The sequence below is a fragment of the Aminipila butyrica genome, from assembly GCF_010669305.1.
GTDB classification, from domain to species: Bacteria; Bacillota; Clostridia; order Peptostreptococcales; family Anaerovoracaceae; genus Aminipila; species Aminipila butyrica.
Map to the genome: position 1 here is coordinate 785,113 of NZ_CP048649.1, position 24,564 is coordinate 809,676.

Genomic DNA, 24,564 nt, shown 5'->3' on the forward strand with positions numbered 1-24,564 from the left:
ATGTTAAAATTTTGCGAATAAAGGAGGCGATTTTTATGAAAAAAACAAAGCTTGTGTTAGTGGGTCTTGTTAGTGGATTGATGGTGATAACAGGATGCGGCGCTGCTTATAATCCGAGTGGCTTGGAAAATGCGCAGATTGCAGAAGTGACTATTGAAGATGCGGCTGTGCCTCTGGCTAATTCCCCAATAACAGTATTGACTCCTGCGGCGCCAGGAACGGTGTCCTATACGGGCGGAAGTGTGGTGCTGGATGCTTCCAACAGCAGTCAAGGATACGTGATGATTAAGTACAGCGGAAAGAACCAGAAAATCAAGATTCAGATTACCAAGAGTTCTGGTACGACATATACCTACAACTTGAACGCTAGAGCCGCCTATGAGGTCTTTCCGCTGACTGACGGTAACGGCACTTATTCCATCAAGGTCTTTGAAAATGTCGCTGGAACCAAGTATTCCCAGGCATTTAGCAAAGATATTTCTGTTAAGCTGGCCAATCAGTATTTGCCGTTTCTGTACCCAAACCAGTATGTAAACTTTACAGCTAACAGTAATACGGTAAAAATAGGGGCTCAGGTGACCAGCAGTACTACTGATGACCTAAAAAAGGTAGAGCTCATTTATGACTATGCAGTGAAGAATATTACCTATGATACCACCAAAGCCGTCAACGTACAGTCTGGATATTTGCCGAACGTTGATGCGGTACTGGTAGCTAAAAAGGGTATCTGCTTTGATTATGCATCTGTCATGGCGGCTATGCTTCGCTCTCAGAAGATACCGTGCAAGCTGGTGGTCGGTTATTCTGGAAAAGTGTATCACGCATGGATTAATGTATATACGGCAGAGACGGGCTGGGTAGACGGCATGATTTATTTCGATGGCAAGCAATGGCAGATGATGGACCCGACTTTTGCTTCTTCGGGGAAGAAGAGCGAATCCATCATGAAGTATATCGGCACGGCCAGCAACTATTCGGCGAAGTATATTTATTAGCACCAATCAGTTACAGATTAACAGATTTGTAACTCACTTACATAAGTTTGTCAACAAGCTGTTTGACAGCTTGATAGGTTATTAAACACACAAAGGGCAGATAGAAATATTTGCCCTTTTGTGGATATAATTGCGCGAGGAATAAGTATGAAAGCAAAAGAATTATCATCATTTTGTATGCAGATTGCCTTCTTGCTGGGAGCAGGCCTCTCTATCGATACCGCCCTGCTTGTGTTGGCAGAGGATGCAGAACGGCAAGGGGATAAGGCTTTGTTTACCAGCATGTCGGAAGACGTAGAGGTCGGTATACCTTTGGCAGATACAATGGCTAAAGCAGGGCAATTTCCAGATTATCTAATTCAGATGACTAGGGTAGGACAACAGACCGGGAATCTGGAGATTATCATGGAATCTCTATCTAATTATTATGAAAAAGAGAGTTCACTAGCTCAAACCATTAAAAATGCCCTGACGTATCCCTTGATTATGGTGACTATGCTGATGGTGGTACTGTTCGTGCTGCTCACTAAGGTCATGCCTGTGTTTGAGGAGGTCTATAGGCAGCTGGGGGCCCAGTTGTCGCCTATTACCAAAAGTGCGGTACAGATTGGAACCATTTTTAGTGGAGCTGTAATCGTGGTGATTCTATTACTACTGTTGCTGGCCGCTGGAGTTATGGTTTCCTCTCGAAAGGGAAAAGGTCAGTTGTGGGCAGAGCATGTTTTACAAGTTATGAAGGAGAAAAGCGGCATTGCTGGAACCCTGGCCAAGCGTAGATTATCTGCGGTGCTGGCCATTTCTTTAAAGAGCGGATTGGAAATTGAATCCGGTATGGGGCTAGCCCTAGCGTTGGTATCTCAGAAAAAGCTTCAAGACAAACTGCTGATTTGCAAGGAGCAGATCGAGCGGGGGGAATCCCTCTACGATTCCTTGAAAAAGGCGGATATTTTCAGCGGTTTGGATATGCAGATGATTAAGGTAGGCGTTCGCTCCGGAAAGGCAGACGCGATCTTTGACAAGCTGGCTAAAAAGTATGAAGAAGAAGTGGATACTTCCATCGACAACATGATTCTTCGTTTTGAGCCTACCATGGTGGTGATTTTGGCCTCTGTTGTCGGATTGATTCTGCTATCTGTCATGATGCCACTGGTTGGAATTATGGCATCCATAGGCTGATGTAAGGTGGTGAAAAATTTGAAGAATTACATAATATCCATAGCAGTTTTTATAGGGGTTGTTGGTAGTTTTGTGTACGCCATCAATGGGATTTCCCAGCGAACAGATCAGGAGGGTGCTGCTGCTTTGCAGCAAGCTATCCAACGAGCTTCCGTTCAGTGTTACGCCATAGAGGGTCGGTATCCGGCGTCAGTAGATTACTTGGTGGAGAACTATGGGGTTCAGGTTGATACGGACAAGTATGCGGTATTTTATGAAGGCTTTGCTTCCAACATCATGCCGGATATTACCGTTTCCCGGGTATAGGAGAAGTTGATGAAGAGTAGAGGATTTTATAATAGTGGTCAGTCTATCCAGTTTCTGTTTACCATGGTACTTCTATTTTCGTTGGTTATCAGTGCGGTCTTTACTATTTTGTTTGGAGCGCAGGTGTACCAGAATATTCAAGACCGAATGGATGAGAACTTCGGCGGGACGACGGCGTTATCTTATATATCGAACAAGGTGAAGCAGAGTGACAAAGCGGGAATGATTTCTGTGGAAAATATAGAAGGAACACCAGTTTTAAAGCTCGTGGAGCAGTACGATTCGGGAGATTACAGCACCTTAATATATTGCCAAGATGGGCAGTTGAAAGAGTTATTTTCCAGTGAAGACAGTGGACTATCACTGGCGGATGGCATGGATATCATGAAACTGAAGGACCTGAATCTGGAGATGGTCGGCGAACAGCTGCTGCGGATTGAGACCCAGGAGGTCGGCGGTGAGTACTTGCTGCTGTCCCTGCGGAGTCAGGAGGAGGCTTATGAGTAGGAAGCAATCTTCGGCGCAGCTATTCCTCATGGAATTTATTTGTGTAGCAGCCTTTTTTGCCCTTTGTGCGGCATTGTGCCTCAATGCCTTTGTTAAGGCTGACAACATGAGCCGGGATGGGCGGGCCTTAAATCAGGCCCTGCTGACGGCACAGTCCATGGCGGAGACCATCAAGGGTATGGAAGATCCCAGCAGCTCGGCTATAGCTCAGGCAGCGGAAGAAATCAGTACAGCAACGGCGGGACGGTTTATGGTAGGGGTTCAGGAACAGACAACGGATCAGCTGTTGGAGGCAGAGATTACGATCTATGAGGGAGCAGATGAGAAACAAGAAGTATGTACACTTTCTGTAAGCCGATATTTATCAGGTGAGGTGCGACATGGAGAGTAAAAAAGACAACAAACAGAGAATTCAGATTGGAGTTAGTTCTCTGGTGCTGATTTTCACCGTGTTGTGCCTAGTGGTGTTCGCTACCTTATCTTTAGCCAGCGCTAAAGCAGACTATCGGTTGGCGGAAAAGAACGAGCAGAGTGTTCAGGCTTATTATAAGGTCGATGGGGAAGGGGAGAAGCTTAAGCGGCAGGTAGACAGGAAGCTGGAGGAGCTGGCACAGCAGGCGGGCAGTTCCGCACAGTTTCAGGAGTTGGTGAAGGAGTCCTTTCCGGAAGCCTTTGACCAAGAAACCGATTGCATCAATTATGCACTAGATACGGATACGGAGCAGTTTCTGTCCATTCAGTTGCAGCTGAAAAGTTTTGAGGAGATCGGTACCGGCGGAGAAAACTTTATTGTAAGGTCCTGGAATATCCAGAATAAAGTGGATTACCAGATAGATGACAGCATGCCGGTATGGGATGGCGGCGATATCTTTGAATAAATACAATGGACGGAGAAAAGGAAATGAAGGCATTAAAAGTATTAAATATAGCGGTGGAACAGAATGCGTCGGATATTTTTTTAATTCCTGGGGTAGGTTTCACTTTAAAAATTAACGGAAAAATTTCTCCCTATGAGGAGAAAAAGCTGCTGCCAGAGGAATTGGCCAGCATCATAGAGGAAATTTATGAACTAGCTGGGAATCGGTCTATGGATAAGATTAACCAGTTGGGAGATGATGACTTTTCCTTTTCCGTGAAGGGCCTCTCCCGCTTTAGAACCAGTGTCTTTAAGCAACGAGGCTCTCTGGCGGCAGTAATCCGGGTGGTAAACTTTGATTTACCGGATTTCCGGGAGCTGCATATACCAGAGACCGTTATCGATATTGCCAACATGAAAAAAGGTTTGGTCCTGGTTACAGGGTCAGCCGGAAGTGGCAAGAGCACCACGCTGGCCTGTATCATTGATCGAATTAATAAAACACGAGATGTTCATGTGATTACGCTGGAGGACCCGATTGAGTACCTTCACCGACATCAGAAAAGTATCGTCACTCAGCGAGAGATTACCACGGATACGGTAGGGTATGTATCTGCTCTTCGAGCGGCACTACGTCAGGCCCCTGACGTAATTCTGCTGGGGGAACTGCGGGATTATGAGACCATTCGTACAGCTATGACAGCCGCAGAGACCGGGCACCTAGTTATCTCCACCTTGCACACCACTGGAGCAGCCAACACGGTGGATCGAATCATCGATGCTTTTCCGGAAAATCAGCAGAGTCAGATTCGAATTCAGCTGGCCATGGTACTCCAAGCGGTGGTATCTCAACAGCTTCTTCCAGCAGTGGACGAGAGTACGCTGCCGGCTTTTGAAATCATGTTCCTAAACAATGCTATTCGCAATATGATACGGGAGCGAAAAAATCATCAGATTGATTCGGTCATCGCTGCCGGTCAGGAGGAGGGCATGATTTCTATGGACAACAGCCTGATGAATTTGTACAGGGCTGGTGCCATCACCAAAGATATAGCGCTGAACTATAGTACCAATCGTGAATTTTTTGAAAAGCGCTTAGAAAGAAACCAATAAGATGTTTATTTTCTGACGCACCGGTGCATAATAAACTTGTAAAGAAAGAAGCTATTAAAATAGTATGTTTTGTCCCCCTTTAGCATCGAAGACAGCTTCTTTCTTTATTGTTTGCAAAGGGTGACATACAGACCCAAAAGGTCTGTTTTTTTTGTAAAATCCCAATTTTTTATAACTCTTTTGTGGTTTTAGCATAAATTGGAAAAACTTGTTTGCGGATAACTTTCTGAGATGAAATTATTTTTCTTGTAAAATAAAATAATGATGGTATAATATTTAAAGTGCGCTGAAGGAAACTTTTTGCATAAAAAATAGAGGCGCACCACTGAAAAAAGACTATTGAATTACAGCAGAAAATAATGACGAGAAGGATACATAATATAGACTGTTTTGGAGGGAAAGTTGGCTAAATATTTAATTCAGAAAAGTGGGCCCCTTAGAGGAGAAGTGACGATAAGCGGCTCGAAGAATGCCGTTCTTCCTATTATGGCGGCGACTGTTTTAACAGGCGAATCCTGTGAGCTGACAGAAGTTCCGGCACTTCGGGACGTAGACGTGATGTGCAGGCTGCTCAGAAGCCTGGGCGCAGAGGTAAAAGAAGAGTACAAAGACAACATGCTTACCATAGAAGCCAGAGAGGTAACCACCTGTGAGGCACCTTATGAGCTGGTAAAAAAGATGAGGGCATCCATCTTAGTCATGGGGCCTCTTTTAGCTAGGACGGGAAGGGCTCGAATTGCGCTGCCAGGCGGCTGTGCTATCGGAGCTCGGCCTATTGATTTGCACTTGAAAGGCTTCCAGGCACTGGGAGCGACGATTAAAGAAGGCCACGGCTATGTAGAAGCGGTGGCAGAGCGACTGGTAGGGAATAATGTCTATCTGGACTTTCCCAGCGTAGGAGCGACAGAAAACATTATGATGGCCGCTGTGCTGGCGGAAGGAACCACCATTTTAGAAAATGTAGCAGAAGAACCAGAGATTGTAGATTTGGCTAATTTCCTGAATCGCATGGGAGCCAGAATCAAGGGAGCTGGTACGGATACCATTAAGATTGAGGGGGTAGCTGCCCTTCACGGAGCGAAGCACTCTGTTATTCCAGACCGGATTGAAACGGGGACCTTCATGGTGGCGGCAGCCATCACCAGAGGGTGTGTGCTGCTGAGAAATGTGGTTCCGGATCACGTGAAGCCGGTGATTGCCAAATTAAAGGAATGTGGCGCCGCGGTAGAGATTACAGATGAAGGAATGATTGTGCGGGGAGATGTAGGGCCGCTGATATCTACGGATATTAAAACCTTGCCTTATCCAGGCTTTCCTACAGATATGCAGTCTCAATTTATGTCTTTGCTGGCCACGGCAAAAGGTTCCAGCATTGTTATCGAAACCGTGTTTGAAAACCGCTATATGAATGTAGGGGAATTAAACCGTATGGGTGCCAACATTAAAATTGAAGGCCGAAGTGCTGTTATCCAAGGAGAGAAGGTTCTTCAGGGGGCACAGGTGATTTCCACCGACTTACGAGCGGGAGCGGCCTTAGTGCTGGCTGGATTGACGGCAGAAGGAACGACGGAGATTTCTGAGATTTACCATATCGAACGAGGCTATGAGAAGTTTGTAGAGAAGTTCCGGGCGTTGGGAGCCACCATTATTCGGGTGGAAGAGTGAACAGAAAAGCAAGCAAGACAATCTAAGCTTTGTATAAAATTAAAAAGTTAATAGAAGATATGAAAAAATAGAAAAGGACAAAGGCTAATAAAAGGGCCTTTGTCCTTTTTGTGATGTGTTACGCCAATATAGAAAGAAGCAGGTTGTCAGACCCGAAAGCTGACTTGTCAGAAGTGAGGTCAATCAGTAGATCTTAACACCAGTGTAGTAATGAGACAGAATCTCTTTGTAATTGGAACCCCGTTCAGCCATGCCGTTGGCTCCGTACTGACTCATACCCACTCCGTGGCCAAAGCCGTTGCTGACAATCGTAATCGTGTCTCCACTGATAGACGCTTGAAAGTCGGCTGAGGATAGGCCCAGGGCATCTCGAACTTCCCGGCCCTTATAGGTGGAACTGTTAATCTGTATATCTTCCACCCGTCCGCCGGAGCTTTTAGAGACAATCGATAAAGAGGTCAGCGGCAGAGACAATTTGCGGTCCGGGTATTTCAGGTTCATGAGATAAGCCAAATCCTCACTGGAAAAATACTTTGTTTCCTGTTGATGGGTGGCGCCTTCTTCATAGGGACTGTCTACACTTCTCAGGTAGGGCACAGCGGAAGCGAAGACATCTTCTGAGTTTTCGGTATGGCCGCCGCTAGAGGAGTGAAATAAGGCTTGCTCCGCCAGTTGACCATTGTAATACATCAGTTGTCCCTGGGTAGCATCGACCGCATCGCAGATTTTTTGCCAGCTTTCCGCCATCCACTGATCCCCTTTTAGAGCGGCCAGGTCGTAGACGCTGCGATATACCTGACAGTGGGTGTCATCGCAAAGGGGCGCATCCGGATGGGCAGGTGGATTGCCACCGTCGCCTGAACGGACGATTTTAGACAGGGAATAGGTTCGGGCGGCCACTGCCTGAGCTTTCAATGCTTCCGGTTCAAATGTGGCAGGCATTTCTCCGGCCACTACCCCTTTTACATAATCCTCAAAAGGCACCACTTCTGTGACCCCGTAGGTATGACGATAGACTCGTATGGTTTCCGGAGTCTGGAGCCGGTCTCCGGTTATCTTCGGTACCGAAGGAAGGTCGGGCAGCTGATGAAACAAGCCGTGTACACCCAACAGGCCAGCAGGCAGAATAAGGAAGACAAATACCTCCGCTGCCAGTATAAATAAGATGATTTTTTTCGTCATTCGCATAGTAAATCCTCTCTGTTTGGTTTATTATATTAAGGAGAAGGACAAAGTATGCCAGACAAAAAGGAGTCAGACCATGAGAGAAATTGATGTTTGCCAGATTACAAAAGCTGTTCGGGAGATGGCCGTTTCCACCAACCACCGGTTGAGTGGAGATGTGTGCCAACGAATCCAGGAATATAGCCAGAAGGAGCAGTGGCCAGTAGCCCGGGAAATTTTAAAAAATATTCAAGAAAATATGGATATCGCCCAAGAAGGGGTGTTCCCCTTATGCCAGGATACCGGTATGGCTTGTGTGTTCCTAGAGGTAGGACAAGAGGTTCATTTTATAGGAGGCAGCTTGGAGGAGGCCGTTCATCAAGGAGTACGAGAAGGCTATACAGAAGGCTATTTGCGTAAATCTGTGGTCAAAGATCCGGTTCGTCGGGGAAATACCGGTGACAATACGCCAGCCCATATTCATTATGAGATTGTGCCGGGAGATCGGGTAAAAGTGACTTTTGCACCTAAAGGATTTGGCTCGGAAAATATGAGTCAGATTAAAATGTTTCCGCCTGCTGCCGGGGAGAAGGGGGTCAAGGACTTCGTGGTGCAAGTGGTAAAGGATGCAGGGGCTAACCCCTGTCCGCCTATTGTGGTAGGCGTGGGCATCGGCGGAACCTTTGACAGGGCGGCTCTGATGGCAAAACAGGCACTTTTGATTCCTTTTGATCGAAGCCATCCAGACCCTTATTACAGGGAAATGGAGGAGGAGTTGCTGCGGCGGATTAATGAGCTGGGCATCGGCCCTCAGGGCCTGGGAGGGGTTACCACTGCGCTGGCAGTGAAAATTAAGACATTCCCTACCCATATAGCAGGAATGCCAGTAGCGGTCAATATTAACTGCCATGTTTCCAGACATGAAGAGCGAGTGTTATAGGAGGTAGAGATATGAATGAGCGGGAAGAAAGCGTGAGACGGCTAGTGTATCCTTTTGACAAGGAAAAGCTGAGCCTGCTTAGAGCTGGAGACAGTGTGTTGATAACAGGAACCATTTATACGGCCAGAGATGCAGCTCACAAGCGTCTGACAGAAATGCTGGACAGGGGAGAGACCCTGCCCTTTTCTTTGCCGGGTTCCATCATCTATTATGTGGGGCCTACACCGGAAAAGCCAGGGCAGGTTATTGGAGCCGCAGGACCTACGACCAGCTATCGGATGGATTCCTTTGCGCCTCGGTTTCTGGACCTGGGGCAGGCAGCTATGATTGGCAAGGGACAGCGGTCAGCAGAAGTGGCGGCAGCGGTAGTCCGAAATGGGGCCGTCTATTTTGCAGCTATTGGCGGGGCCGGAGCGTTGATTGCTAAAAGCATTGCCGCAGCTAAGGTCATTGCCTTTGAGGACCTTGGTGCGGAGGCAGTGCGTCAATTAGAAGTCGTAGACTTCCCAGCAGTAGTGGTGCTGGATAGTATCGGAAACAATTTGTATGAAAGTGGTCCAGCCAGCTACTTGCAGCAGGCTTGAAGAGGAGAAAAGCAGGCCAAGAGTTTGGCCTGCTTATGCAAGTGATTTTAATGAGTTTGACCATTTTTCGTTATTTGGTGGATAGTAGGATTTCGGAAGCCCAGTCCAGGGCTTTCATATAGATGGAAACCATATTTAGAGAGTGCAGTCTCAGTGTTTGACGAGTATTTTCTACTTCGTGCCAGTTACCCTTTTCGTAGGCTAGAATCAGTTTAAGAGGAAGACCTAGGGCGTTTTTTTGATGAAGGATTGCTTCTTTGGATTCCTGAGACAACGGTAGTTCATCCAAGGCTTTGACGATGGGTTTGTCCGTGAGCACATCCAGCATAGAGAAAAGGCCTACTAGGAAACATTCTGATGAACGGTTGGCCAAGCCTACACTGGTTGACAAAAGTTCCATCATCTTGGCTCGCTGGAGTGACACAGATACTAAGTCACTGTTCTGGCTACTGGAGATGTAGCGGAGCAGAATCATATACATACAGTTGCGGATGTTTCCAAAACCTAAGCGGACCAAGGCCCGGTTGATGGTGCTGATCTGTTCCATACTGCCATACATGGGTGAATTTGCGTATTTAAATAATTTATAGGTCAAGGCGATGTCTTGTTCAAAAAGAACGGTCAGAGCTCTGTAATCAGGATTTTTAGCATCCAACATTTTAATAATAGTGAAGAGGTTGGTACTAATCGTGCTCATGTCTTTATATTTGAAGACAGAGGGCTTAGCAAAGTAATAGCCTTGAAAGTAGTCATAATTTAAGGCTTTTGCTCGGTTAAAGGCCGAAGAGGTCTCCACCTTTTCTGCTAAAAATTTAAGTCCTGGCCGCTTATATCTTTTGATAATCTGCTGCTGTTCCTCCCTGGTGGTTAACAGGAAATCAACTTTGATGATGTCAACTAAATCGATAATTTCTTTATAAGGGTAATCAGCAATAAAATCATCCAGGGCTAAAGTGTAGCCTTTTTCCTTTAGCTCCCGCAGTCGTTGGATGAAAGCTTCATCTGGGACGATGTCCTCTAGAATTTCCACAATCATGTATTTGGGAGAAAAGAGCAGCGGTGTACCGTCATTTATTAAGTTTTTGGTGAAGTTAATAAAGGCCAGCTTCCCCTCTACCAATTGCTCAAAAGAGGCCACCAGGATGCTGCCCATGAGGACAGAATTGGTGGCGGCATCTGCGTCGCTGATATTGGCTGTCAGAGTTTTCGGATCTCGGTATAAAAGCTCATAAGCGATGACATCCTTCATCTGATTAAAGATTGGTTGTCTGGCAATATATATGTGCATAAAATCCTCGTTTCTGAAAGAACTTTTTCGTGTCGACTTTTCAGATTTATTATAAGATTCTTTTATTATAGCATCTTTTAGCAAGGAAATTAAAGAGGCAATTTGTCTATAAAACGAATAATTTGTCTCTTATTTTACGAATAAAAATGGCGAAAATATATTGACAAGGCAAGTTAGCCATGGTAAACTCAAGAAAGATAAGAAGTTAGTTCGAGCTAACTTTTTTAAAAGATCTAAGGTTAGCGAAAGCTTACTTTTTAATAAAGATTACAAAAGGCCGAAAGACCATGGAAGGAGGGAATAGCATGCCATTAACAATGACGACACCTGGGACACAGGTTACTGTATCCACCATTAAAGGAAGGGACAACACCAAGCGGTTCCTCGAAAACTTAGGGTTTGTAGAAGGGACGTCCGTCATGGTTATCTCCGAGCTGGGAGGCAATGTCATCGTCAATGTGAAAGAAGCTAGAGTAGCCATCAGCAAGGCCATGGCATCGAGAATATTCATTCACTAGAAACATGGAAGCGGCTTTTCTGCTTTCAGGCAAAACGGAGGGAACATGAGAAATTTAAAGGAAATTAAGTGCGGCGAAACCGTGACCGTAGCAAAGCTACAAGGAGAAGGCGCGCTGAAAAAAAGAATTATGGATATGGGTATTACAAAAGGGGCAGAAATTTTTGTCCGTAAAGTAGCACCATTGGGTGACCCAATCGAAATAACGGTCCGAGGATATGAGCTTTCAATTAGAAAAAGCGAGGCCGAAAATATTATTATCGCATAAACGCTTAAAGTATAGTTGAAACTGGAGGAAAGAACATGAAGAAAATGACCATTGCCTTGGCAGGTAACCCGAACTGCGGTAAGACCACGATTTTTAACAATTTGACCGGGTCTAGTCAGTATGTGGGTAACTGGCCGGGCGTAACTGTAGAAAAGAAAGAAGGGAAGTTCAGAGGGAATAAGGATGTAATCATTGCCGATTTACCGGGCGTTTATTCCTTATCCCCTTATACTTTAGAAGAAGTCATTACCAGAAATTATTTGGTACAAGAATCGCCAGATGTAATTATCAACTTGGTAGATGGAACAAACCTGGAAAGAAACTTATACTTAACTACACAGTTGCTGGAATTAGGCATTCCAGTGGTTTTAGGCGTTAATATGGCGGATTTGGTGCGAAAGAACGGCGATCAGATCAATCTGGAAAAGCTGTCTCAGGAGCTAGGATGCCCAGTAAGAGAGGTTTCGGCCTTAAAGGGTGAAGGGACGAACGAGTTAGTACAATGTGCCATAAAGTTAGCTGGGGCTAACCAGGAACGTCCTTACCAATTCTCCAAACAGGTGGAAGAAACGATTGGTGCCATCGGAGGAGTTGTTCAATCTCGAGTAAAGGCGGAGCATCTGAGATGGTACGCTGGAAAGCTCTTTGAACGCGACGAAGAGATCCTTAAGGAAATGAAACTGCCGGAGAATTTGCAGCTCCAGGTGGAAGACATTATCACAAAGCTGGAGAACCAGCTGGATGACGACAGTGAGAGCATTATCGCCAATGCACGGTATGAGTTTATTGGCAAAATCGTAGGGAAAGTCCTGAAGAAAAAGCAGCGGGGACTAAGCACCTCTGATAAAATAGACCGGGTTGTTACTAACCGGCTGTTGGCTCTGCCTATCTTTGTAGCTATTATGTTTATCGTATATTATGTGTCTATCTCTTGGGTTGGTGCTATCGCTACCGACTGGACTAACGACGTACTCTTCGGAGAATACATACAGGGCGGCGTAGGGACCTTTATGGAAAACGCTGGTACAGCAGCATGGCTTCAGAGCCTAGTAGTAGACGGTATCATCGGCGGCGTAGGCGCTGTATTGGGCTTCGTACCGCAGATGCTGATCCTGTTTTTCTTCTTATCTATCCTGGAGGACTGCGGCTATATGGCGCGGGTAGCCTTCATCATGGACCGGATATTCAGAAAGTTCGGTTTGTCTGGGAAGAGCTTTATTCCCCTTTTGGTAGGTTCCGGTTGTGGAGTTCCGGGTATTATGGCTACTAAAACCATTGAAAATGAAAAGGATCGTCGCATGACGATTATGACGACGACGTTTATTCCATGTGGTGCGAAGCTGCCAGTGATTGCGCTGATTGGAGGCGCCATGTTCCCTGATATTCCTTGGCTGGCTCCAGCTATGTACTTCATGGGAATTGCAGCGGTAATTTTCTCCGGCATTGCTTTAAAGAAGACTAAAATGTTTGCAGGAGACACGGCTCCTTTCGTTATGGAACTTCCTCAGTATCACATGCCGGCGGCAAAGGGCGTTTGGATTCACATGTGGGAGCGAGGCCGGTCCTTCATCATCAAGGCCGGTACTATTATCTTCCTAGCTTGTGCAGCCATTTGGTTCTTATCTAACTTTGGGTTTACCAATGGTGGTTTCGGTATGGTAGAACAGGGAAACAGCCTCTTGGCAGTTATCGGTTCTATGGTAGCTCCGATTTTCGCTCCGTTAGGTTTCGGAAATTGGCAGGCTACAGTAGCTACTTTGACTGGCTTGGTAGCCAAGGAAAACGTAGTAGGTACTCTGGGTGTGCTCCTGGGTCTTGGAGGAGACGTGGCAGAGGACGATGCTGGCCTTCTCTCCAACATCGCCATGATGTTCCCGCACAGTGTGGCAGCGTTATCATTCTTAGTGTTTAACCTGTTGTGTGCTCCGTGCTTCGCGGCCATCGGTGCTATCAGAAGAGAAATGAATAATGCAAAATGGACATGGTTTGCCATTGGATATCAGACTGTTCTGGCCTATGTGGTAGCCCTGATTATTAATCAGCTGGGTGGAGTCCTGACAGGGGTAGCGTCTTTTGGCGCAGGAACTGTAGTGGCTATCGTACTGCTGGGAATTATGATTTTCATGTTGGTAAGACCTATGCCTAAGGAAAGAGGTGCAGAGGTATGCTGTCAACAATCATAATTAGTGCAGTTTTCGTAGTATTGCTGGTCTTCGCAGGAAGGTATGTATTCCGCAATGTGAAAGCTGGTAAATGCAGCGGATGCAGCGGGTGTGACGATACATCCCATGAAAGCGGTTGCAGTTGCTGCGGCAGTGAAACTGTAAAAAAATAGAAGTATAATGCCGTAAGGCAGTTTAAAAAAGGATAGGGTGGCTTGCCGGCCACCCTAAACTTTAACCATACGGTTAGCTTAAGCTAACTAAAAAAGAGGTAAGCAGATGCTGGAAAAACTGATTATTGAAAATTGTGCGCCTACGCTGGCCAACTTGAAGACCGGAGAAATTGTCAATTACCGGTTTACCAATTCCACACAGGCGAAAAAGGAAATAGACCGATTGCAGGAAAAGCTGAAAGAAAAGGGCATCGATATCGAAATCTTGCAGGAGAGAGAAAAGAGCTTTCTATTGTATGTATATCGACGGACACGTCTGGCTCGAGATTTATCATGTCCTGTGGCTCGGGAGCTGCTGCATAAGCAGGGTTATCGGGCCGGGGAGCTAAACGAGATGGTCGGCTGGCTTCGGGCTAGGGTTAATGACAGCACCCAAAAAGGCTGTTTCCCCCATGAGATTGGCTTGTTTCTCAGTTATCCCGTACAGGATGTCAAAGGTTTTATGGAAAACCAAGGGAAAAATTGTAGATGTTGTGGTTATTGGAAAGTTTATCAGGAAGAAGAAGCCGCTGTGCGGATGTTCGCTAAGTTCGATAAGTGTCGGGCGGTGTATCGGAAACGGTGCAGTGAAGGTGCAGGCATCTATCGGCTGACAGTCGCTTGTTAAACGCAAAAACCCGTGAGAGAAAGGAATAGGTCGCAAAGATATGAAGAAGATGGCAGTAGTTTATTGGAGCGGAACAGGAAATACAGAGCAGATGGCAGAGGCTGTTTTTCAGGGAGCCAAAGAAGCTGGCGCAGAGGCTGAGCTTTTCCAGGTAGGTCAGTTCTCCGCGAAATCGGTGGAAGACTTTGATGTGGTGATTTTCGGTTGTCCGTCCATGGGAGCTGAGGTTTTGGAAGAAGCAGAGTTTGAACCGGTGTATGAAGCCTGCAAGGGTAAGCTGTCCGGCAAGACTCTGGGGCTCTTCGGCTCTTATGGCTGGGGAGACGGCGAATGGATGAGAGATTGGGAACAGGACGTGCTTCAGCTTGGAGCTTTACTTCCTCAAGGATATTTAATTTTAAATGAGACGCCAGACCAAGAGGGGCTGGAAGAGTGCAAAAATTACGGAAAGAATCTAGCCGGATAGGCGGATAAGAGAAAAGGAGTGTTGATATGAGCGTTGTGATAGTAGGCGGAAATGAGCGGATGGTAACCCAATACAAGGGCATCTGTAAGGAGTTTGGGTATAAAGCGAAGGTATTTGCCAAGATGACCACTGATTTCAAGAAAAAAATTGGATCGCCGGACTTAATCATCCTCTTTACCAACACGGTGTCCCACAAGCTGGTGCACAGCGCCGTCCAAGAGGCGGAGCGATGTAATTCTCATGTGATTCGCTGCCATAGCAGCAGTTCTTGTGCCTTGAAGAAGGTACTGAACGATCATTGCAACGGCAATTGTAAAGAGTGCCAGTATCATAACTAGGGGAAGACTGAACATTGGGATAGGACCTAAAATGGGGTAAAGAGCACATCGAGGAGATAGTCAATAAAATGAAGAAAAGCCTGATTGGATTATGCCAATCAGGCTTTTGTGATATGCAAAATTAAATTTATTCAATAGAGGAGTGGGCCAGAGGAAGGGATTTAGTTCTGCCTTAGTGGCAGCTGCCTCCACAAGAACCCTGTCCGCCGCAAGAGCCTCCTGTAGCGTGTTCGTGTCCGCACTGGTGCTCACCCTGAGCCGACTGGTGTTCCTTCTGGTTGTGACGATCACAGGTAGGCTGATTGCTGACGGTTAAGGCCCCTTTTAGATACAGCTCAACCTGCTCTTGGCTGGGGCCAGCAACGCCTGCCGCTACAGTAATGCCGGAGCCTGCCAGGGCTTGAATGGCACCATCACCGATGCCTCCGCAGAGCACTGTCCGGACCCCCTGATGGGCTAGGAACTCTGCTAGCGCGCCATGGCCTCCACAGTCGGCTGTAATCAGTTCTGAGCTCTTTATTTCACCTCGCTGGATGTCAAATAGCTGAAATTGCTTTGCGTGGCCGAAATGCTGAAAAATTTGCCCATCTTCATAAGGAACAGCCACCTTGGCATTCAGTAGGCCTTCCAATAAATCTGCCAATTCATCCAGCCATGGCCCTTCCACGGATTCGATAGCTCCGCGGTCTACAGCAGATGCCAACTGGGGTTGAATCGGCAGTCGAGCAACCTGATCGATGCCATACTCCTCCGCTACCTGCTGAATACGGCTTTCTCCAAAGATAGCATGAGATTGGCCGCAGTCTGGACAGACGAAATAAGACATATTTTCCACAATCCCCAAAATAGGAATATTCATCAGCTGTGCCATCTTTACCGCTTTGCCTACAATCATCGATACCAGTTCCTGAGGGGACGTGACAATGACAATACCATCTACTGGCAGCGATTGAAAGACGGTTAGGGGTACATCGCCGGTTCCCGGCGGCATGTCGATAAACATAAAATCTACGTCATCCCCCCAGATTACGTCAGACCAAAACTGCTTGACTGTCCCCGCGATAATCGGTCCGCGCCAGACCACGGGATCGCTGTCTTCTTCCAACAAAGAGTTGATAGACATGGTGCGGATGCCGGAATCTGTATCCACGGTCAAGATACCCGCCTCTGTACCCAGTGCTTTTTCCTGGAGGCCAAAGGCCTTGGGAATGGATGGACCGGTAATATCCGCATCCAAGATAGCTGTCACATAGTTTCGCCTGTTCATAAGCACGGCTAAAAGGGAGGTGACCATGGATTTGCCTACGCCGCCTTTGCCGCTGACGATACCGATGACTTTTTTCACTTGGCTTAAGGAATTGGATTCTTCCAGAAAGCTCTCAGGGGCAGTCCGGTCTTTGCAGTCCGCACTGCAACTTCCGCAGTTATTTGTACAATCGCTCATTTTTCTTCTCCTTTAATCCTCTATATGGGGGGTTCCTGATCGGTGGCATTTTTTGGTGCAGCCCCGTCCGCAGCCTGATTCAAAGTTTTCGCATAGAATGTAGTCGCCTCCAGTGATGGTCAGCAGCTTGCCGTGTACGAGGGCATCGGCTAGCTTTTGACGGGCATCGTTGTAGATGCCTTGGACGGTGGTTCTGGCGATGCCCATTTGACGGGCACACTCTTCCTGGGTGCATCCTTCCAGATCCATGAGACGGATGGCCTCGTATTCGTCTACGGACATTTGGATACCGTGGCAGCTTGGATTGCCTTGGCCGCAGAGGTAATTTGTTGGAGCCGCTCCAGAGGGACTGGACCAAAGGGGCCCAAAACACTGGATTCGAGGCATACAACAGACCTTTCTAAACTTTCGTGGTCTGGGCATGAGGACCTCCTTCGTGAGTTTATGTCATATGACATTTATTCTTTGTAAATCATCATATCACATTAACGACATATGTCAATAACTTATTCTATGCGTTTTTTCTTTTTCAATACCTAATGAATGCAAAAAAGAAAGCCCCCTTGACTAGGTGAAAGAGTAGTCAAGGGGTGGTGAAAGGAGTAATTATATAAAATATCAAAAAATATTTATATATGATAGAGGATGAATGGGTTCGGTTTTACAGTTCAATTTTACTCATGGCCTGGATAGCTTTTCTTACTATGGTAGAGTAATCTTGAATCTCCGAATATATCCTGGCAGCATTGGTGGATATGGATTCAATCTCCTGGGCTACGACGGCGAAGCCGACACCAGCTTGTCCGGCCCGAGCGGCTTCTACAGAAGCGTTCAGAGCTAAAATCTTTTCCATAGCTGCTACCTTTTGAAGTTCTTTAATTTTATTGTTGATGGAGTCAATCGACTCTACTACGTAGTGCATCTGCTCATCAAAGACCCGCATTTTTTCTTTGTTCATGGCCTCAAAGTAGCTTAAGTTGACTAATTGATTCATGAACTCACCCAACATCTGTGCTCCGGCTCGAATTGTTTTTTCATCCCGTATAGGGACCTTGCGCAGAGCCGCAAGGTAGGTCTCTTCAGGTATGTCAAGCTCTTGAGCAATTTTCCGAAACTTTTCTTCATCAGGTGGTGCCGGGAGCACTTGACCGCCGATGATAGCCCCCACCTTTTCGCCATGGATAATTAAATCGGTGGAGAAATCCATGAGACCAGCGTGGCAGTAGTAAGCTCCTGTGCACTCATTATCACATTTGACACAACGCCTGAGCCCCTCTTCAGAGCCTCTGGTATACTTGATACAAAAATCAGTAAAGTTGCTGCCTTGGGAAATGTAGTTGCCCTGAGCGTCCACAGCGATGGCTGCTAAGCCTGTAGCATCTGAAAACAAATCTTGAATCTGCTGGAATTTCTTTAAATCTAAAAACTTTTCTAATTTAATCATTCTCAAAACTTCCTTTGCCTGTTCAGCACCGAGTATTTTCAAATAGCTTGTTTTCATCATACGTAAAATCTAAGTAAAAGAAAAGGTAAAATTTTGCTGAAAAAAGATACTTTCTATATTGCTGGGAGCACGCAAGAGGATAAAAATGTTCCATAGAGGGGTAGAACGGATTGACGGTAAGACAGACACTATGATAAGATGTACAAGATAATGTATATTTTTTCATCAAAGGAAAAGGTAGGTTTATGAAGAACAAGATTAAAACAGCTGCAGAAGCGGTCCAGGACATTCAGGACGGCGCTGTCATCATGGTAGGCGGATTTATGGCCTGCGGCACACCAGAAATTTTAGTAGATGCGTTGGTGGAAAAAGGTGTTAAGGACCTGACTATCATTTGTAACGATGCAGGGGTACCTGGCAGAGGCGTTGGAAAGTTGTTATCTAACGGTCAGATTAAGACGCTGATTGCTTCTCACGTGGGATTAAACCCAGAAGTTGCCATGCGTATGAACACCGATGTAGAAGCAGATAAGCTGGAATGTATTTTAATTCCCCAGGGAACCTTGGCAGAGAAGATTCGGGCAGGCGGAGCCGGTCTGGGCGGATTTTTGACTCCTACAGGAGTAGGTACTCTGGTGGCTGAAGGGAAAGAAGTCATCAACCTCAAAGGCAGAGACTATCTGCTGGAAGAACCACTGACGGCTGATTTTGCCTTAATTAGAGGCTCGGTAACGGATACCTTTGGTAACACCATTTACAACGGAACTACCAGAACATTTAATCCAATGATGGCTACGGCAGCCGGTCATGTCATCGTAGGTGCCTGTGAAATCGTTGAAGTAGGTGAAATTGATCCCAACCATGTAGTCACTTCAGGCATTTTTGTAGATTCGATTGTAGGAGGAGAAAAATCATGGGAGATATAAAGGTAAGAATTGCTAAGCGGGTAGCCCGGGAATTGAAGGACGGCGATGTCGTAAATCTAGGAATCGGCGTACCTACTCTAGTGGCTAACCATCTGCCAGAGGGCGTGGAAATCGTGCTCCAGTCAGAAAATGGCATTATGGGCATGGGCGCTGCACCGGAGGCAGGCAGCGAAAATGTAGATATTATCAATGCAGGGGCTCAGCATGTGACCATCAATACAGGAGGGCAGTTCTTTGATGCGGCTACCTCCTTTGGCATTATCCGTGGTGGTCACGTAGATGCCACCATTTTAGGAGCTTTGCAGGTGGACAAGGAAGGAAATCTGTCCAATTGGATTGTACCGGGTAAAATGGTACCAGGCATGGGCGGAGCGATGGATTTGGTAGTCGGTGCGAAGAAGGTTATCGTAGCCATGCAGCACACCCAAAAGGGAAACCATAAGATTCTGGAAAAGTGTACCCTGCCTTTCACAGCCTTGAAGGTGGTGGATATGATTATCACAGAGATGGGTGTTATGGAAGTAACGCCAGAAGGACTGCTGTTGACAGAGCTGCACCCGGATTTTTCTCTGGAAGATATTCAAGCGGCCACCGGCTGCACACTGATTCCGGCAGAAAACCTGAAGGAAATGGTTGAATAATAAGAACGCAAAACAAGTTTTGGCGACAATAAAAAACAGACCCTATAAGGGACACCATATAAAAGAGCATGCTCGCTCAAAAAATGGATTTTACCTTTTAGGGTCTTTTGTTGTATTTATAAAGGTCATTGATTTAAACCTAAGTAACCTTCCACTCGGTTGCGGCCTTGCTCTTTGGCTTTATATAAAGCTTGATCGGCCATATCGATTAAGGCTTTATAATTGGAGGCCTGACAGGCTTTTGCTTCGGCAAAGCCTATGCTGACGGTGATAATGCCTAGAGGTGATTCTGCGAAAGGAATCTGCAAGCTCTGTATGGTCTCCAGCAGTTCCCCACAGATGGCTCGAAGCTCTTCGTATCCGTAATCCTGGCCTAGAGCGATAAATTCTTCGCCTCCGTAGCGGAATATATCCAACCCGTAGGGCTTAAAGAAGGAAGAGAAACTTTTGCCCAGTTCTTTGAGCACGGCATCTCCTTTTTGGTGCCCGTAATCGTCATTGTATTTCTTGAAGTGATCAATATCAATCATAATCACTGCGTTCAACGAAAATAGCCCGTAGCTGTCTTCGCTGGTTTTTAAGGTATCTGACAGCTTCCGGCGGTTCGATAGGGTGGTGAGAATATCCGTATCCCGCTGTTTTGTCAATTTTCGGTTCATTTCGATGTTGTTGATGCGGATAGATGTCATGAACTGGCCGATAAAAAGACCGATGATGCAGAAGGCCGTGCAGTTGACCAAATCAACGTGAGCAAAGGCTGGAGGCTGATAGAAAACGGACAGAGCGCAGAACATGACAGACATGGCCACCATAATGGTGTTGACCCGCCAGCGCAGATCTAGGATGACCATTGGAGCGATAAGAATCAAGCAAATAAAGGTAACGCTGACCGCTCGGGGCGGGATGAAAATGCCCAAATAAGCGGCAGCTGCCAGGCAGTAACACAGATACGTGTAAATCAGAGGCAGAACCAGATTCAGCCGCTTGGGAATGAACCACTTAGATAGACAATAGAATACAGCGGAAACCAACGTACTCAGTCCATAAAAGCAAAACAGTAAAAAATCCCCTGAGTTTATGCTGAGAGCCGTTAAACACGCCCATATGGCAGCAGCAATGAAGGACAACTGCCGGAGTATTTGATTATTTATACAGGAAATCTCCTGCAAATTTCGAAGGATGGCGTGCTTGCTGATCATGTTTGGTATATTCCCTTGCTAATTTTCTTGCTTTAAAGTATATCATTTTTATGAGTTGTGTGCAATGAAACCTGTCTGTAATTCTTGGAAAAATCTATGTAGACAGTCAGGTACAGGCGGGGGAGGGATCAGCAAGGAAGAGGGGTTGCCACTAATTTATAGAAAAAATAGAAAACAAAAAAGTTTAACGATATTTAATAATAATGTAACGTTCCCTTAATGCAATGCACATATTTCTGTGATAGAATCATAAAGAAATATAGATGCTGAAATTAGTTTGCTGCTGGATGTGGGGGCAGCAAGGAGAAAGAAGAGGAAAATATGAGCAAGAGACAGATTACATTTGAAGAGATTAAACACAATCAAGAGATTTCTACCTATATCAAGAAAGGCAATGACCTGTTGGGGGCTATCGGCTTTACGGAACACGGGTTTGCCCATGCGGGGAAGGTGGCAGAACGAGCGGCAGAGATATTGACAGCTTTGGGATACGATTCGCGGACCATTGAGTTGGCTAAGATTGCCGGATATATACACGATATTGGAAATTGCATTAACCGTCACGACCACGCCCAGAGTGGTGCTGTCATGGCCTTTCGTATATTGGATAGAATGCACTTTGATGCAGAAGAACTGGCGGATATCATCGGAGCAGTGGGCAATCACGACGAAGGGACCGGCGTAGCCTTCAGTCCCATTTCCGCAGCACTCATTCTAGCCGATAAATCGGATGTGCGCAGAAGCCGGGTGAGATACAAGAATCGAAACGAAGAAAAACTATCCGAGGATATTCATGACCGGGTCAATTATGCGGTTCATCACAGCTACCTTACCGTCAATCCGGAGCAAAAGTCCATTGTACTGGAGCTGAGCATCGACACAGAAATCAGTGCTGTCATGGAATATTTTGAAATCTTTCTGACCAGAATGAGCATGTGCCGGAATGCCGCACAGTTTTTAGGACTGTCATTTGAGTTGAACATTAACAATACCCGCCTCTTATAAAGGGGTGGGATTTTTTGTCCTTTTATTAGATCATCAAATTTGTCGTACATTCTAGAAAATTTGATTTCAAATCCTTTCTGTCCATATTTTGTATACAATATACAAAAAGTCGAATAAACATCCCATATAAAACATATAGTTATTTTAGATACCAAAAATATCAACCTTAACAAGCAGAGGTAAACCCCTTACACCCTTAAAACTTTAATGAAGTGCAGTGTAAGCGCGCTAAATGGTTTATTGAACTTTACCTCTATTCAAACGAATATAATTTGCCGCAGAGACATACCGCGGATGTTGATGCAGCGTTATATTACATGTAAAGGCCTTGTTCCAATGGGTGCAGCGTTTTTACAAAAGCATTTTTCAATTCCAATTTTATAGGAACTTTTTAGGACAATGTTAAGGAGGTTAGAAATGGGTAATGACAATGGTGCAGCAGGTGGAAAAGAGCTGGGTCTAGTCAGACTGACTGGTGTAATTATCGGTTCAACCATCGGCGGCGGCGTTTTCAGCATGGCTGGAGATATGGCAGCAGGCGGAGCAAATACTGCGGCTGTATTAGTAGCCTGGGTAATTGCAGGTATCGGTATGTATGGTCTGATGATGTGCTTCTTCGGACTAAACAAACTGAAGCCAGAGTTAACAAACGGTATTTATAGTTATGCAAAGGCTGGTTTTGGAGATTTTGTAGGCTTCAACTCTGCCTGGGGTTATTGGATAAGTGCATTGCTTTGTAATGTTGCTTATACCACGCTTTTATTTGCCGCTATCGGCTATTTTCTCCCTGTATTTGGGGTAGGCAATAATTTACCATCTATTATCGGTGCATCGATTGTAATATGGTTCCTCAATTACTTAGTATTGAGAGGATTAAAGGAAGCTACGGCTATCAACGTAGTAACCACCATTGCGAAGTTAATCCCAATCTTCGTATTTGTTTTGACAATCATCGTAATCCGGGCTTTTGATCCAGCAATCTTCATGAATAACTTTTGGGGTGATGGCAGTGTCTCCTTCATGGATCAGGTAAAATCCACGACTGGAGCTACTGTATGGGGATTTATCGGCGTAGAGGGAGCTGTGGTCGTTTCCGCCAGAGCAAAGAAATCTTCTGACGTAGGTAAAGCTTCCATGATAGGCTTCTTAGGCATTTTAGCCATCTATCTGTTAACCTCTATCCTCAGCATGGGTATCATGACCAGAGAAGAACTGGCTGCTTTGGGCAATCCGCCGATGGCAGGAATCTTTGAATCTGTAGTTGGCCCTTGGGGCGGTGCTTTAGTAAACCTGGGCGTTATCTTCTCCTTGGCTGGAGCGCTTTTGGGCTGGACCATCATCGCAGCAGAGACACCGTTCATGGCAGCAAAGCTGGGCGTATTCTCCAAAGCTTTTGAGAAAGAAAATAAGCACGGAGCACCTTCCTTCTCTCTGTTCATGACCAACGGTATCATCCAGCTGTTCCTAATCGTAATTTTCTTCAATGATTCTACTTATCAGGTATTCTACAACCTGTCCGCCAGCATGATCATGGTTCCATACCTGCTGAGCGCAATGTACTACTTAAAGGTCGTTTTGAAGAAGGATGGATTGCAAAGTCACACAGGCTCCCAGCTGCTGTCTGCCAGAGTATTCTCTTTATTAGGTACGATCTACGGCGCATGGCTGCTGTACGCCAGCGGACTCATGAGCGTGTTGGTAACTTCCCTTCTGTATGCTCCTGGTATCATCGTATACATCAAAGGCAAGAAGGAATTGGGAGAAAAGACGTTCGACAGACCAGTCAACCTGTTTATCGCAGTAGCTTTAGTCGCTCTGGCCGTTATCTCTGTAGGCGTTATTGCTACCGGAACGTACAGCCCGCTATAAGGTAAGTTACCCGTGAATCAGAAATAACTAAAAACAGACACGTATGTATGCACCCGGAGGGATTCCTTCGGGTGTTTTTATAATGTGAGCATATGCAAGCTAAGGCCGCTTCGCAAGGGCTTATTTATAGGCAAATTATATTTTGACGTAATTGGCCAGGTAGTTTATACTTATAATAGTTATTAGCCTGCGCAAGCGGCAGTGAGCCGTGTTGGCAGATTTATACAAGTAAATGAATATTTTGCCCCAAATGGCGTGTAAGGTATAAGATATGCAATAAGGAGGATTTGGAATATGAACAACAGACAGCTTACCATGAGTCAAGTGATGCTTCCCCATCAGGCAAACGTAGCAGGAAACGTCCACGGAGGCGAAATTATGAAATTTATGGATACCACAGCCGGTGCGGTGGCTATCCGATATTCAAAGAGCAACTGCGTTACGGCCAGAGTAGACGAGTTGGAATTTCATTTGCCGATTTTCGTAGGAGCGTTGGTAACCTGTACGGCTACTGTGGTCTATGTGGGCCGGACTTCTATGGAAGTTTTTGTAAATGTAGAGGTGGAGGACCTAGAATCCGCCAGCGGACCGCAGAAGGCGTTATCCGCTTATTTCACCATGGTGGCCATGGGCCGAAATGGCAAGCCTCAGAACGTGCCGCCTTATGAACCTGTGACCGAAGACGAAATTCGGGAGCACGATGCGGCTCAGGTTCGGATTGCTGATCGTCAGGCAAAGAAGAAGAAGAAATAGTCAAAGGCTTCGGCGAGGCGGTGCTATCCGAATCGGGTAACAAATGAAAACGGTGATTTTTGAGCTGAATTGGCCAAGACTTCAACGAAAAAATGCGT

28 protein-coding genes are annotated in these 24,564 nt (G+C 45.9%); 22 read left to right on the top strand and 6 right to left on the bottom strand.

Features of this window, described 5'->3' with window-relative positions; translation table 11 throughout:
• The first annotated feature begins 35 nt into the window (after positions 1–35).
• The 8 genes from Ami103574_RS03815 (at position 36) to murA (ending at position 6,618) form a co-directional block, all read left to right on the top strand.
• A complete protein-coding gene (locus Ami103574_RS03815) occupies positions 36–995 on the top strand; it encodes a transglutaminase domain-containing protein (RefSeq protein ID WP_163065361.1) in 960 nt (319 codons plus the stop codon).
• Between the two features lie 147 nt (positions 996–1,142).
• Positions 1,143–2,171 (top strand): type II secretion system F family protein, encoded by a 1,029-nt coding sequence (locus Ami103574_RS03820; RefSeq protein ID WP_163065362.1) that lies wholly within the window; start codon positions 1,143–1,145, stop codon positions 2,169–2,171.
• Positions 2,172–2,189: 18 nt separating this feature from the next.
• A complete protein-coding gene (locus Ami103574_RS03825; protein WP_330587181.1) occupies positions 2,190–2,477 on the top strand; it encodes a hypothetical protein in 288 nt (95 codons plus the stop codon).
• Positions 2,478–2,486: 9 nt separating this feature from the next.
• Positions 2,487–2,984, top strand: a complete 498-nt coding sequence (locus Ami103574_RS03830) for a DUF4860 domain-containing protein (RefSeq protein ID WP_163065364.1) — start codon at positions 2,487–2,489, stop codon at positions 2,982–2,984.
• Entirely contained in the window at positions 2,977–3,375 is a 399-nt protein-coding gene (locus Ami103574_RS03835; RefSeq protein ID WP_163065365.1) for a hypothetical protein, read from the top strand. The genes Ami103574_RS03830 and Ami103574_RS03835 overlap by 8 nt, the downstream gene beginning before the upstream one ends.
• Positions 3,365–3,862, top strand: a complete 498-nt coding sequence (locus Ami103574_RS03840) for a hypothetical protein (RefSeq protein ID WP_163065366.1) — start codon at positions 3,365–3,367, stop codon at positions 3,860–3,862. Before Ami103574_RS03835 ends, Ami103574_RS03840 begins: the two co-directional genes overlap by 11 nt.
• A 23-nt stretch (positions 3,863–3,885) precedes the next feature.
• Positions 3,886–4,953: a type IV pilus twitching motility protein PilT gene (locus Ami103574_RS03845; RefSeq protein WP_163065367.1), complete on the top strand. Its 1,068-nt coding sequence runs from the start codon at positions 3,886–3,888 to the stop codon at positions 4,951–4,953.
• A gap of 402 nt (positions 4,954–5,355) precedes the next feature.
• Complete coding sequence (gene murA / locus Ami103574_RS03850; protein ID WP_163065368.1) at positions 5,356–6,618, top strand: UDP-N-acetylglucosamine 1-carboxyvinyltransferase; 1,263 nt, start codon at positions 5,356–5,358, stop codon at positions 6,616–6,618.
• Between the two features lie 183 nt (positions 6,619–6,801).
• Here murA and spoIID read toward each other — a convergent pair whose 3' ends face one another.
• Positions 6,802–7,806: a stage II sporulation protein D gene (gene spoIID / locus Ami103574_RS03855; protein WP_163065369.1), complete on the bottom strand. Its 1,005-nt coding sequence runs from the start codon at positions 7,804–7,806 to the stop codon at positions 6,802–6,804.
• 73 nt (positions 7,807–7,879) lie between these two features.
• Here spoIID and Ami103574_RS03860 point away from each other — a divergent pair, with 73 nt between their 5' ends.
• Positions 7,880–8,722 carry a fumarate hydratase gene (locus Ami103574_RS03860; protein ID WP_163065370.1) on the top strand — a complete coding sequence of 281 codons (843 nt, stop codon included), beginning with the start codon at positions 7,880–7,882 and terminating at the stop codon, positions 8,720–8,722.
• 11 nt (positions 8,723–8,733) lie between these two features.
• Positions 8,734–9,306 carry a Fe-S-containing hydro-lyase gene (locus Ami103574_RS03865; RefSeq protein ID WP_163065371.1) on the top strand — a complete coding sequence of 191 codons (573 nt, stop codon included), beginning with the start codon at positions 8,734–8,736 and terminating at the stop codon, positions 9,304–9,306.
• A 70-nt stretch (positions 9,307–9,376) separates the two neighbouring features.
• Here Ami103574_RS03865 and Ami103574_RS03870 read toward each other — a convergent pair whose 3' ends face one another.
• Positions 9,377–10,594: an EAL and HDOD domain-containing protein gene (locus tag Ami103574_RS03870; RefSeq protein ID WP_163065372.1), complete on the bottom strand. Its 1,218-nt coding sequence runs from the start codon at positions 10,592–10,594 to the stop codon at positions 9,377–9,379.
• Positions 10,595–10,899: 305 nt separating this feature from the next.
• Between Ami103574_RS03870 and Ami103574_RS03875 the strand changes: the two genes are divergently transcribed.
• The 7 genes from Ami103574_RS03875 (at position 10,900) to Ami103574_RS03905 (ending at position 15,185) form a co-directional block, all read left to right on the top strand.
• The gene (locus Ami103574_RS03875) at positions 10,900–11,112 is read left to right on the top strand and encodes a FeoA family protein (RefSeq protein WP_163065373.1); all 213 of its coding nucleotides are present in this window, start codon (positions 10,900–10,902) and stop codon (positions 11,110–11,112) included.
• 45 nt (positions 11,113–11,157) lie between these two features.
• Positions 11,158–11,379, top strand: coding sequence for a FeoA family protein (locus tag Ami103574_RS03880; protein ID WP_163065374.1), 222 nt, complete (start codon positions 11,158–11,160; stop codon positions 11,377–11,379).
• 35 nt (positions 11,380–11,414) lie between these two features.
• Positions 11,415–13,562, top strand: coding sequence for a ferrous iron transport protein B (feoB, locus tag Ami103574_RS03885; RefSeq protein ID WP_163065375.1), 2,148 nt, complete (start codon positions 11,415–11,417; stop codon positions 13,560–13,562).
• Entirely contained in the window at positions 13,544–13,714 is a 171-nt protein-coding gene (locus Ami103574_RS03890; protein ID WP_163065376.1) for a FeoB-associated Cys-rich membrane protein, read from the top strand. Before feoB ends, Ami103574_RS03890 begins: the two co-directional genes overlap by 19 nt.
• A gap of 106 nt (positions 13,715–13,820) precedes the next feature.
• Positions 13,821–14,381, top strand: a complete 561-nt coding sequence (locus Ami103574_RS03895) for a DUF3793 family protein (protein WP_163065377.1) — start codon at positions 13,821–13,823, stop codon at positions 14,379–14,381.
• Between the two features lie 40 nt (positions 14,382–14,421).
• Positions 14,422–14,847, top strand: a complete 426-nt coding sequence (locus tag Ami103574_RS03900; protein ID WP_163065378.1) for a flavodoxin — start codon at positions 14,422–14,424, stop codon at positions 14,845–14,847.
• Positions 14,848–14,873: 26 nt separating this feature from the next.
• Positions 14,874–15,185: a DUF2325 domain-containing protein gene (locus Ami103574_RS03905; RefSeq protein ID WP_163065379.1), complete on the top strand. Its 312-nt coding sequence runs from the start codon at positions 14,874–14,876 to the stop codon at positions 15,183–15,185.
• Between the two features lie 172 nt (positions 15,186–15,357).
• Here Ami103574_RS03905 and Ami103574_RS03910 read toward each other — a convergent pair whose 3' ends face one another.
• From Ami103574_RS03910 to Ami103574_RS15935, 3 genes are all read right to left on the bottom strand, one after another.
• Complete coding sequence (locus Ami103574_RS03910) at positions 15,358–16,629, bottom strand: P-loop NTPase (RefSeq protein WP_163065380.1); 1,272 nt, start codon at positions 16,627–16,629, stop codon at positions 15,358–15,360.
• A gap of 12 nt (positions 16,630–16,641) precedes the next feature.
• Positions 16,642–17,052: a DUF134 domain-containing protein gene (locus Ami103574_RS03915; RefSeq protein ID WP_163065381.1), complete on the bottom strand. Its 411-nt coding sequence runs from the start codon at positions 17,050–17,052 to the stop codon at positions 16,642–16,644.
• A 238-nt stretch (positions 17,053–17,290) separates the two neighbouring features.
• Positions 17,291–18,073, bottom strand: a complete 783-nt coding sequence (locus Ami103574_RS15935) for a PocR ligand-binding domain-containing protein (protein ID WP_163065382.1) — start codon at positions 18,071–18,073, stop codon at positions 17,291–17,293.
• Positions 18,074–18,318: 245 nt separating this feature from the next.
• Here Ami103574_RS15935 and Ami103574_RS03925 point away from each other — a divergent pair, with 245 nt between their 5' ends.
• Together Ami103574_RS03925 and Ami103574_RS03930 are read left to right on the top strand one after the other, a co-directional pair.
• Positions 18,319–18,999, top strand: a complete 681-nt coding sequence (locus tag Ami103574_RS03925; RefSeq protein WP_163065383.1) for a CoA transferase subunit A — start codon at positions 18,319–18,321, stop codon at positions 18,997–18,999.
• On the top strand, positions 18,987–19,640 hold the full coding sequence (locus Ami103574_RS03930) for a 3-oxoacid CoA-transferase subunit B (RefSeq protein ID WP_163065384.1): 654 nt from the start codon (positions 18,987–18,989) through the stop codon (positions 19,638–19,640). Before Ami103574_RS03925 ends, Ami103574_RS03930 begins: the two co-directional genes overlap by 13 nt.
• Positions 19,641–19,765: 125 nt before the next feature.
• Here the strand turns inward: Ami103574_RS03930 and Ami103574_RS03935 are convergent, their stop codons facing one another.
• Entirely contained in the window at positions 19,766–20,839 is a 1,074-nt protein-coding gene (locus tag Ami103574_RS03935; protein ID WP_163065385.1) for a GGDEF domain-containing protein, read from the bottom strand.
• Between the two features lie 321 nt (positions 20,840–21,160).
• Between Ami103574_RS03935 and Ami103574_RS03940 the strand changes: the two genes are divergently transcribed.
• From Ami103574_RS03940 to Ami103574_RS03950, 3 genes are all read left to right on the top strand, one after another.
• A complete protein-coding gene (locus Ami103574_RS03940; protein WP_163065386.1) occupies positions 21,161–21,844 on the top strand; it encodes an HD domain-containing protein in 684 nt (227 codons plus the stop codon).
• A 417-nt stretch (positions 21,845–22,261) separates the two neighbouring features.
• Positions 22,262–23,713: a basic amino acid/polyamine antiporter gene (locus tag Ami103574_RS03945; protein ID WP_163065387.1), complete on the top strand. Its 1,452-nt coding sequence runs from the start codon at positions 22,262–22,264 to the stop codon at positions 23,711–23,713.
• Positions 23,714–24,007: 294 nt separating this feature from the next.
• Complete coding sequence (locus Ami103574_RS03950) at positions 24,008–24,466, top strand: acyl-CoA thioesterase (RefSeq protein WP_163065388.1); 459 nt, start codon at positions 24,008–24,010, stop codon at positions 24,464–24,466.
• Positions 24,467–24,564: the final 98 nt, after the last annotated feature.

Bases quoted from the DNA above. Each gene is read 5' to 3' on its own strand.
- Ami103574_RS03815 (WP_163065361.1), top strand. From the start codon at position 36: ATGAAAAAAACAAAGCTTGTGTTAGTGGGTCTTGTTAGTGGATTGATG.
- Ami103574_RS03820 (WP_163065362.1), top strand. From the start codon at position 1,143: ATGAAAGCAAAAGAATTATCATCATTTTGTATGCAGATTGCCTTCTTG.
- Ami103574_RS03830 (WP_163065364.1), top strand. From the start codon at position 2,487: ATGAAGAGTAGAGGATTTTATAATAGTGGTCAGTCTATCCAGTTTCTG.
- Ami103574_RS03835 (WP_163065365.1), top strand. From the start codon at position 2,977: ATGAGTAGGAAGCAATCTTCGGCGCAGCTATTCCTCATGGAATTTATT.
- Ami103574_RS03840 (WP_163065366.1), top strand. From the start codon at position 3,365: ATGGAGAGTAAAAAAGACAACAAACAGAGAATTCAGATTGGAGTTAGT.
- Ami103574_RS03845 (WP_163065367.1), top strand. From the start codon at position 3,886: ATGAAGGCATTAAAAGTATTAAATATAGCGGTGGAACAGAATGCGTCG.
- spoIID (WP_163065369.1), bottom strand. From the start codon at position 7,806: ATGCGAATGACGAAAAAAATCATCTTATTTATACTGGCAGCGGAGGTA.
- Ami103574_RS03860 (WP_163065370.1), top strand. From the start codon at position 7,880: ATGAGAGAAATTGATGTTTGCCAGATTACAAAAGCTGTTCGGGAGATG.
- Ami103574_RS03865 (WP_163065371.1), top strand. From the start codon at position 8,734: ATGAATGAGCGGGAAGAAAGCGTGAGACGGCTAGTGTATCCTTTTGAC.
- Ami103574_RS03870 (WP_163065372.1), bottom strand. From the start codon at position 10,594: ATGCACATATATATTGCCAGACAACCAATCTTTAATCAGATGAAGGAT.
- Ami103574_RS03875 (WP_163065373.1), top strand. From the start codon at position 10,900: ATGCCATTAACAATGACGACACCTGGGACACAGGTTACTGTATCCACC.
- Ami103574_RS03880 (WP_163065374.1), top strand. From the start codon at position 11,158: ATGAGAAATTTAAAGGAAATTAAGTGCGGCGAAACCGTGACCGTAGCA.
- feoB (WP_163065375.1), top strand. From the start codon at position 11,415: ATGAAGAAAATGACCATTGCCTTGGCAGGTAACCCGAACTGCGGTAAG.
- Ami103574_RS03890 (WP_163065376.1), top strand. From the start codon at position 13,544: ATGCTGTCAACAATCATAATTAGTGCAGTTTTCGTAGTATTGCTGGTC.
- Ami103574_RS03895 (WP_163065377.1), top strand. From the start codon at position 13,821: ATGCTGGAAAAACTGATTATTGAAAATTGTGCGCCTACGCTGGCCAAC.
- Ami103574_RS03900 (WP_163065378.1), top strand. From the start codon at position 14,422: ATGAAGAAGATGGCAGTAGTTTATTGGAGCGGAACAGGAAATACAGAG.
- Ami103574_RS03905 (WP_163065379.1), top strand. From the start codon at position 14,874: ATGAGCGTTGTGATAGTAGGCGGAAATGAGCGGATGGTAACCCAATAC.
- Ami103574_RS03910 (WP_163065380.1), bottom strand. From the start codon at position 16,629: ATGAGCGATTGTACAAATAACTGCGGAAGTTGCAGTGCGGACTGCAAA.
- Ami103574_RS03915 (WP_163065381.1), bottom strand. From the start codon at position 17,052: ATGCCCAGACCACGAAAGTTTAGAAAGGTCTGTTGTATGCCTCGAATC.
- Ami103574_RS15935 (WP_163065382.1), bottom strand. From the start codon at position 18,073: ATGATTAAATTAGAAAAGTTTTTAGATTTAAAGAAATTCCAGCAGATT.
- Ami103574_RS03925 (WP_163065383.1), top strand. From the start codon at position 18,319: ATGAAGAACAAGATTAAAACAGCTGCAGAAGCGGTCCAGGACATTCAG.
- Ami103574_RS03930 (WP_163065384.1), top strand. From the start codon at position 18,987: ATGGGAGATATAAAGGTAAGAATTGCTAAGCGGGTAGCCCGGGAATTG.
- Ami103574_RS03935 (WP_163065385.1), bottom strand. From the start codon at position 20,839: ATGATCAGCAAGCACGCCATCCTTCGAAATTTGCAGGAGATTTCCTGT.
- Ami103574_RS03940 (WP_163065386.1), top strand. From the start codon at position 21,161: ATGAGCAAGAGACAGATTACATTTGAAGAGATTAAACACAATCAAGAG.
- Ami103574_RS03945 (WP_163065387.1), top strand. From the start codon at position 22,262: ATGGGTAATGACAATGGTGCAGCAGGTGGAAAAGAGCTGGGTCTAGTC.
- Ami103574_RS03950 (WP_163065388.1), top strand. From the start codon at position 24,008: ATGAACAACAGACAGCTTACCATGAGTCAAGTGATGCTTCCCCATCAG.